This window comes from Anaerotruncus sp. 1XD42-93, from assembly GCF_009917605.1.
Lineage (GTDB): Bacteria > Bacillota > Clostridia > Oscillospirales > Ruminococcaceae > Anaerotruncus.
Window position 1 is genome coordinate 1 of sequence record NZ_QZEG01000085.1, and the last position, 7,540, is coordinate 7,540.

At 59.1% G+C, this 7,540-nt stretch carries 5 protein-coding genes and 3 pseudogenes; all 8 read right to left on the bottom strand.

Going from position 1 to position 7,540, the window contains the following annotated elements; genetic code table 11:
* Positions 1–678: DNA topoisomerase (locus tag D5269_RS16290; protein WP_243150861.1), on the bottom strand; the 678-nt coding region annotated here is incomplete at its 3' end.
* 177 nt (positions 679–855) lie between these two features.
* Positions 856–2,019, bottom strand: a complete 1,164-nt coding sequence (locus D5269_RS19050) for a DUF4366 domain-containing protein (RefSeq protein WP_347707307.1) — start codon at positions 2,017–2,019, stop codon at positions 856–858.
* A gap of 264 nt (positions 2,020–2,283) precedes the next feature.
* Positions 2,284–2,601: pseudogene (locus D5269_RS19055) on the bottom strand (CD1107 family mobile element protein); the annotation flags it as partial.
* Between the two features lie 30 nt (positions 2,602–2,631).
* Positions 2,632–3,108 (bottom strand): annotated as a pseudogene (locus D5269_RS19060) (CD1107 family mobile element protein); the annotation flags it as partial.
* A 3-nt stretch (positions 3,109–3,111) separates the two neighbouring features.
* Complete coding sequence (locus D5269_RS16305) at positions 3,112–3,360, bottom strand: DUF4315 family protein (protein ID WP_120486978.1); 249 nt, start codon at positions 3,358–3,360, stop codon at positions 3,112–3,114.
* Positions 3,357–4,259, bottom strand: coding sequence for a radical SAM protein (locus D5269_RS16310; RefSeq protein WP_166545227.1), 903 nt, complete (start codon positions 4,257–4,259; stop codon positions 3,357–3,359). The genes D5269_RS16305 and D5269_RS16310 overlap by 4 nt, the downstream gene beginning before the upstream one ends.
* 27 nt (positions 4,260–4,286) lie before the next feature.
* Complete coding sequence (locus tag D5269_RS16315; protein WP_120486981.1) at positions 4,287–7,265, bottom strand: CD1108 family mobile element protein; 2,979 nt, start codon at positions 7,263–7,265, stop codon at positions 4,287–4,289.
* Positions 7,262–7,540: pseudogene (locus D5269_RS16320) on the bottom strand (hypothetical protein); the annotation flags it as partial. The pseudogene D5269_RS16320 and the gene D5269_RS16315, both read right to left, overlap by 4 nt.

A 7,540-nucleotide genomic window follows, 5' to 3' on the forward strand; every position in this document is an offset into this window, starting at 1 on the left:
GGCGGCATGGAATCCGTCCAGTTCCAGCTCCACCGTATAAAATTTCTCTTTCCGAAAGCCGGAAATGGCGGTTTCCCGTTCTGCCAGCAGCGCCAGTGTCGGGGTCTGCACCCGGCCCACGTTCAGGGTCTTGCCCTGATAGAGCGTAGTAAACAAACGTGTACCGTTGATGCCGATCAGCCAGTCCGCCTTGGCGCGGCAGAGGGCGGCGGCATAGAGATTGTCGTAGTTCTTCCCGTCCAGCAGACTGTCAAAGCCTTTCTGGATGGCGGTTTCTTCCATTGAGGAAATCCACAGCCGCTTGACGGGTTTTGTGCAGCCGCACAGATGGTAGGTCAGGCGGAAAATCAGTTCCCCCTCGCGCCCTGCGTCCGTGGCACAGATTAAGGCGGTGACATCAGCGCGGTTCATCAGGTTTTTTAAGGTTTCAAACTGCTTTTTGGTTCCCGGCAGCACCTGGAACTGCCACGGCTCCGGCAGAATGGGCAGGTCGGCATAGTTCCATTTGGAATAGCGGGGGTCGTAGGCATCGGCGGGGGCAAGTTCCACCAGATGCCCGATGCACCAGCTTACCAGCCAGCCGCCGCCCTCCATATAACCGTCGCCACGGCTTTTCGCGCCTAATACCTTAGACAGTGCCATTGCTACTGACGGTTTTTCTGCGATCACAAGCTGCATTTCTCTCACGCTCCTTTTTCAGATTTTTGTAGCATATCCCCACGCAGGGCGCATTTAGCCCGTAGGGACAGCGGCAGCAGGGGTGTCCGGGCGGATGGACGGGGGAGGCAGGCGCGGCGCGGCTGGGGGCCGGCCTTTGGGTCATCATCCGCTCAAAAGGGCTGTCGGTGAAGCGCATCAGTCGTCCTCCCCGTCATAGGTTTCAGGATAGTCCGGCTCCTCCGGCTCGTCATAGGCTGACGGTTCCTCATAGGCCGTCTTGGGCTGTTCTTCCTGCGCGTCCGGCCCCTCGTCCTCGTTGACCGTTTCCTCCTCGTCCCCGCCGGTCAGTTCGTCGAAGTCCTCCGCATCGTCCAAATCCTTTTTGGGCTTGTAGATTTTGAAGTAGTAGCCCGCGCCGCCAGCCGCCAGCGCAACAAGCAGCACTAAAATCAGTGTGCCGGAACCGCCGCTTTTCGCTTTCTCCGGCTTTTCATCGGGGTCGGTTTCCGTGTCGGTCACGGGGGCTTTTCCGGTGCAGTCTTTCCGGGTCAGGGCGCAGACCGGGCAGTCGGTGTTGACCTCGCCGGGAGCGCACTGCTCCGTGCAGACGCAGGCTGGCTCCGGGTCGGGGATTGCGTCCGTCTGCGGCGCGTCGTCCTCCTTGACTGCCAGCGCCATCAGGTCGGCTTCGGTGACGGCGTTGAGGAAATACACGTTTTCCGTGTCCCGCTGGTTGTCGATAATCAGATAAAACACGTTTTCGTCCGGCGTCTGGATGGTGTAAAACTCCTTGCCGTCCTCACCGGTGGCGTTGTCAAGCACCGTGGCCTGGCCGTCCGGGGTCAGGGGAACCGGGTCGCGGGGCGTGGTGTCTGCTTCTTCGTCCGGGTCGGCGCTTGCCGAAGCGGAGGGCTTTGTGCTGCCCGTGCCAGCAGCCGGTTTTGTGCCAGTCGTTGTTGCCGGAGTAGTAGTCTGCGTGTTTGGTGAGGTTGTCGCGCCCGTTGTGGGTGAGGTTGTCGCAGGCGGGGTGGTTGTACCCGGCGCGGTGGTTGCCGGGGGCTGTGTCTGGCCGGTAGAGGGCTTCTGTTTGTTATCCTCCGCCTGATAGTTGGGGTTTTTGACCTGCACGATTTTTGATTTGTTCCCCGCAGCGTCCACCGCCTGCACTGAAAGCTGTTCGTAATCATCGGGCAAATCCCGCAGCGGTACGTCCAGTGTGCCGTTGGTCAAATCGGTGTATTTCTCGCCGTCAATGTAGATTGCCGCCACGCCGGAAAGGTCGTCTTTGGCTTCTGCCCGGAGCAGCCGCCCGTCCATGCTGGCGCGTAAGGTGGGCGCGGTGCGGTCGAAGCACTCCATATAGCGGGATTTTTCGTAAACTTTCCCATCGTGGCCGGTGGCGCAGACATAGACGGTGCAGTTCTCCGAAAGGTCGATTTCCCCGTACCAGCGGTTATCCCGATGTTTCAGGCTGTCTGTCACATCCCGCCATTGCCCGTTTTTCTCGATTTTCACCTGCACCAGAGTAAAGCCGCTCCCGGCTTCATCGGTAATGCAAAACTCGGCGGCGGCGCTGCCCGTGGCCCAGCCAGAGGGCGGTGTTATCTTGATGGAGAGGTTGGATGCGGGAATGGGCGCGGGGGCTTTTCCGGTGCAGCCGGTCAGGTCGGTTCTGCAGATCGGGCAGTCGGGGTTGACCGCGCCAAGCTCGCACTTGTTTTCGCAGACGCAGACCGGAACAGGCGCAGGGGCTTCGATGACACAGGCAGTCAGGTTCAGCAGGCAGACGGGGCAGTCCATATTGACCGCGCCGGGTTCACAGTGGGCGGTGCAGATACAGACCGGCTCCGCTGGCGGTTCTGGCTCTTTGCCAATGCAGCCGGTTATATCCTGCTTGCAGATGGGGCAATCCGTGTTAGGCGCGTCTGCCGCACACTGCATTTCACAAGTGCAGACGGGTTCCGGTTCGGTGGGCGGTTCCGGTTCTTTGCCAATGCAGGCGGTTATATCCTGCTTACAGATGGGACAATCCGTGTTAGGCGCATCTGCCGCACACCGCATTTCACAAGTGCAGACGGGTTTCGGTTCCGTAGGCGGTTCCGGCTCCGCGCCAATGCAAGCGGCTACTTCCTGTACGCAAACGGGGCAGTCCGCATTGAGGGTATCCGCTGTGCAGCGAATATCACAGAAACAGCTAATTTCCGGCTCGGTGGGTGCTTCCGGCTCCGTTCCGGTGCAGGTGTTCACATCCTGGGTACAGACCGTGCAGTCTGCGTTGAGGGTGTCTGCCGTGCAGCGGGTGTTACAGAAGCAGGCAATTCCCGGTTCTGCGGTGTCATGCAGCCCCTCGGCGGCAAGAGCCGCACCCATCAGGGGGAACATTGTCCAGGCGCAAATAAAAATGCACAGCAGCATCGCCGCCGTGCGCTGAAAGCGTTTTGTTTTCATATATCAGATTTCCTCCTTATCCATGTTTTCAAAAGTTCGGGCAGTGCCAGCCGGGGGCATCTTCGCCCCGCGTATCATATCCAGCAGCCCCCGCAGTTCCTCTGGCGAAGCCGCCACGCCGCGTACCACCTGCAAGATTTCAAGGTTTTCCTGCTCGGTGATCTGCTTCTCCAAGTCCCGCACACGGGCCTGCCACTCGGCGGCTTTTTCCCTGGCTTTCGCAAGGTCGGTTTTTAATCGGTCAATCTTCACGTTGTCCCTCCTGTCTTGTTTGGAATGTAATCGGCAAAGTTTTTGACGGTGTAAAAAATCCGCTTATTGTTCACCCAGCGCTGAAGCTGGCGGGTGATTTTCGGTGCGGTGGGGCGGTCATAGACCATCACATAAGGGTCATAGCCCATGCCACGCAGGGTTTCCACCCGGTATAAGTCCTGCTCATGGGTGCTGCCGTAATTGGTCAGGACGTAGACGCGCCGCTTGCGGTCGCTCTTAATGGCGGTCAGTTCCAGAAAGCGTCTAAAATGTCCGGTCAAGTCCTCGTCTGGATTGTCCCAGGCAAAATGTACCGCTTTGGTGCGTACCCGGTTTAGGAGCGCCACATTGTCCGGCGTAACCAGCCGGATGTCAAGCCCCTGGGAGAAGTCCACCCATGCGCGGCTTTCGGCAAGCTGTAAAATCAGCGCTTCATGGTCGGGGCAGGCAAGCAGGTTTGCGTCCAGCAGCTTGATTTCTTTCTGCCCGTCCCAAAACTCGGACAAATCGGCTACCCTGCGGCTTTTCCGTCCCTCCTTGCCGCTGACAATACAGAATCCGCAGTTTCGCGGACAGCCACGGCTCAAAAAGCCGTAGGCGGTGTCGGAAAACTGCGGATACAGTGTAGCGTCCGGGCGGGTGTGTTCCACCGCGTCCGGTAAATTTTCCTTTATGCCGTAGCCCGTGCCGCCTAAAATGACGGCATCGGCATTGGTTACGGCAATGGTATCTTTTGAGTAGGTATCTGTGAATACCCGGCTCTTATAAACAAGGTCATAGTGGCTTTCGGGGTTCCACCACTCAACCAGGTCGCCCTGCGCCTTATGGTATGCGGACAGCTTCATCAGGCACAGGTTCGGCCAGTTGTGGGAATCCACATCAATCAGTCCAATCTTCAAAGTACACCTCCGTTTCTTTCAAATCATTCAGTTGATACGCCCATAGGAATAAAAATGCTCGACCCAATAGGGGCTGGTGGTGCTGGCGTAGGAGATTGGGTCGCCGCAGTGAATAAAGCGTCCATTTCCCACATAAATCCCAACGTGGCTGACCGGCCCTGGTGAGCTGTATGTCCGGGTGAAGAAAATCAGGTCGCCGGGTCTGGCGTTTGCCGCAGATACCGGGGTACACAGGTTATAAAGCCCCTGCGCCGTCTGCCGTCCCACGCTGCCCACGCCGGACTGGTTAATGACCCACGAAACATAGCCGGAGCAGTCAAAGGATGTGGAGGGATGGGAGCCGCCCCACACATAAGGGTAGCCGAGGTATTTTTCCGCCTCCCGCAGCATCGCTTCAAAACTGCCGTCGCCCATCGGTTCGCCGGAATAGTCCGGGATAGCCGGCCCGCCGGGTGCGCCGGGGATTGCGCCGGTTCCATCGTCGCCGTTGTCCACGAAGAAATAGGGGTTTAAGTATTCGCCGTTCAGCATGACCTCTAAATGCAGGTGCGGCCCCGTGCTGTTGCCGGTGCTGCCAACGGCGGCAATCACATCCCCGCGTTTCACTTCCTGGCCGGCGCTGACGTTCAGACTGGAGCAGTGGGCGTACCGGGACTGGTAGCCGTTTCCGTCCTCAATCACCACGCACAGCCCATAGCTGCCCGCGTCGCCTGCTGATACCACGCGCCCGTCCTGCGCCGCCAGAATCGGCGTACCCTGCGCCACGGCAAGGTCGATGCCGCGATGCAGGCTCTTTTCCCCGCTGATGGGATGTACCCGCCAGCCGTAGCCGCTGCTCACGTTCCCCAGCCAGGAAAAATCAAAGGGGTTCCCAAACGCCTGCCGGTTGCCGTAGGTCTGCATATACACGCCGTAGCGGTCGGTCTGTTCGCCGGGGGTCAGGTGGCTTTGTGCCACAGCGGACAGCGGGCGCACGGTTAGGGTGGTCTGTAAAACGTACCAGTCGTAAGAGTCGCCCTCATCGTCATACCGGGTTTCCACAACGGTTTCGCGGGTGAGGGTGTACTGCTCGGAAAAAATGCGGTCGATTTCAGACTGAACCTCTGCAAAAGTAAAGGCATTGAACGCCGTGGAGAGGTAGCCCAGCAGTTCATAGGGGTTGTGGCTGATTTCACCGATGTTGTAGCGGTATTCATCATAGCCGGGGTAATTTTCCTCGGTATTGTCAATGTCAATCTGTAAATCCGTTTCTTTTTCGGTGTAGTAAAGGTCGCTCTGGCAGATTTCTTCCTCGTTGGCCATGTAGGACGCGGAAATATAGGAGGACTGGAACCCTGAGAGCATGGCGGTGCAGGAGGTCAGGCCGGTGGCAAAGAACATCACCACCAGCGCCAGCATTGCAACCGCCAGAAAGACCGCCTTATGCGCTGCCGCATATTGGGCGATGGCGCGGGCAATCTTGCCGGTGGCGGTCAGCACGTTTTGGGTGAATTTCGCGCTCTGTTTGGCTTCGTGCGCGGCCTGGGCGTACTTCCGCTTGATTTTCTGCTTCTGCATCCACTTTGCCAGCGCGTTTTTGCGTTGCAGTTCCGGGTTGTCCCGCAGGGCGGTGTGCCATGCAAGGCTGGCGTGTTCCCGCGCTGCTTTCTGCTGTGCTTTCCGCAAGGCGCGGTAGGGCTTGGCGCGGCGGCGGTTCCGTTCCCAGCGCAGGACGCGCCCCGCGTCCTGCTCGGCAACCAGTTCGCTTTTGTGGGCAGATTCTAAGGCTACGTTATCGCGCTCGTATTCGCGGATTTTTCCATGCACCTTTAAGATTGCTGCCGTTTTCGCCATTCCTCCGGCACGGGAGAGAAGCGGGGGCTTGCGGTACTCTGGCAGGACTTCCTCCTCAAAATGGAGCCGCCGTTTCATTTTCCCGCTGGTTTCGTCAGGCTGGCGTTCCATGTGCAGGCGGCGCTTGGTGGGCAGTTTCATTTGCGCCTGCTCCACGCGGCGGTCTGCGCGTTCCGTGCGGCGGACGGCCTTGTTATATTTCTTTTGCTGGCGGGTGGGCGCATCGGGCGCGGTATCGCCGGAAGTGTCCGCATCTTTGGGAGTGTCCTCAAATTTCAGGCGGGTTGCCCCCGCCTTTGGGTTGCCATCGGATTTTAGTTTGTCCTCCGATTTTGCCTTATCCTCTGGTTTGGCGGCGTGTTCTGCCAGCTTTGCCGCCTGCCGCTTTTTGATTGCTGTGCGGTCGGCGGTAGATTCTGCCGTTTCTTCTTCCTTGCTAAATTGCAGGCGGGAACCGCCCTCGGAGATGCGCCGCTTTGCGGTGGGTGCGCTGTCTGCGCCACGCATAGCGGATGTTTCCCTGCTGTCCGGCTTGGCGGCGTGTTGGGCGGACTTTGCCGTTTGCCGCTTTTTCAGCACATCACGGTCGGCGGTGGTGGGTTCCTCTGGTTCTTCTTTAGCAAATTGCAGACGGGAGCCGCCCTCGATGGTGCGCCGCTTTTGGGCAGGAGCGCCGTCTACACCGCGCATAGCCGCTGTTTCTTCGCTGTCTGGTCTGGCGGCGTGTTCTGCGAATTTTGTGCTTTGCTTCTTTTTGCCCTTTTTTCCCCGCTTTTGGGTGCGTTTCCTCACCGGCGCGGGAGTGGATTCTTCGATGGCCGGCGCATCCAGCAACGGCATATCCACTGCGCCGCGCATGGATGCCGGGGCATCGGGCGGCGGTTCGGCGGTTCCGTCTGCCAGATATTCCGGCATAAGCAGCGGTTCCGTCTGTTCTGTTGCCATCTCCGGCGCAGGGCGGGGCTGTTTCCGCTTTTTGCCGGTGTCTGCGCCCCGTACTCCCGGACGGCGGATGTCCTCCTGTTCCGTGGGGCGGGCGCGGTCAAAGGCGGCATCCGCTGTGCGCTGGCTGACGCGCTTTTCTTCGCCAGTGGCGCGGTTCTGCTCCACCAGACCGTCCCGGCCCATCTTCTGAACCTTTTTCTCCCGTGCCTGGAACCGTTCCCGGCTCACCGTGCGGCCTCCGGCGCTTTACGTTCCGGCTCCGGGGCAGGGCGGGCGGCGGCTTCTGCCTTTTTCTCGTTCAGCGCTTTTCGGATGGAGGGCTTTTCAGAGCGCGTGTCTGCCTTTAACTCGGCTTTGTATTCCTGCTCTTTTTGTTCAAAGACCTCATAGAAAAAGGCAGCAAAGCCTTTGCCGCTGGCACGTTCCGGGGCGTCATTGATGCAGTCGCACCACTGGCGGCAGGATTCCTCTAAAACCGTGTCAAACATTTTGACGCGGGCAGG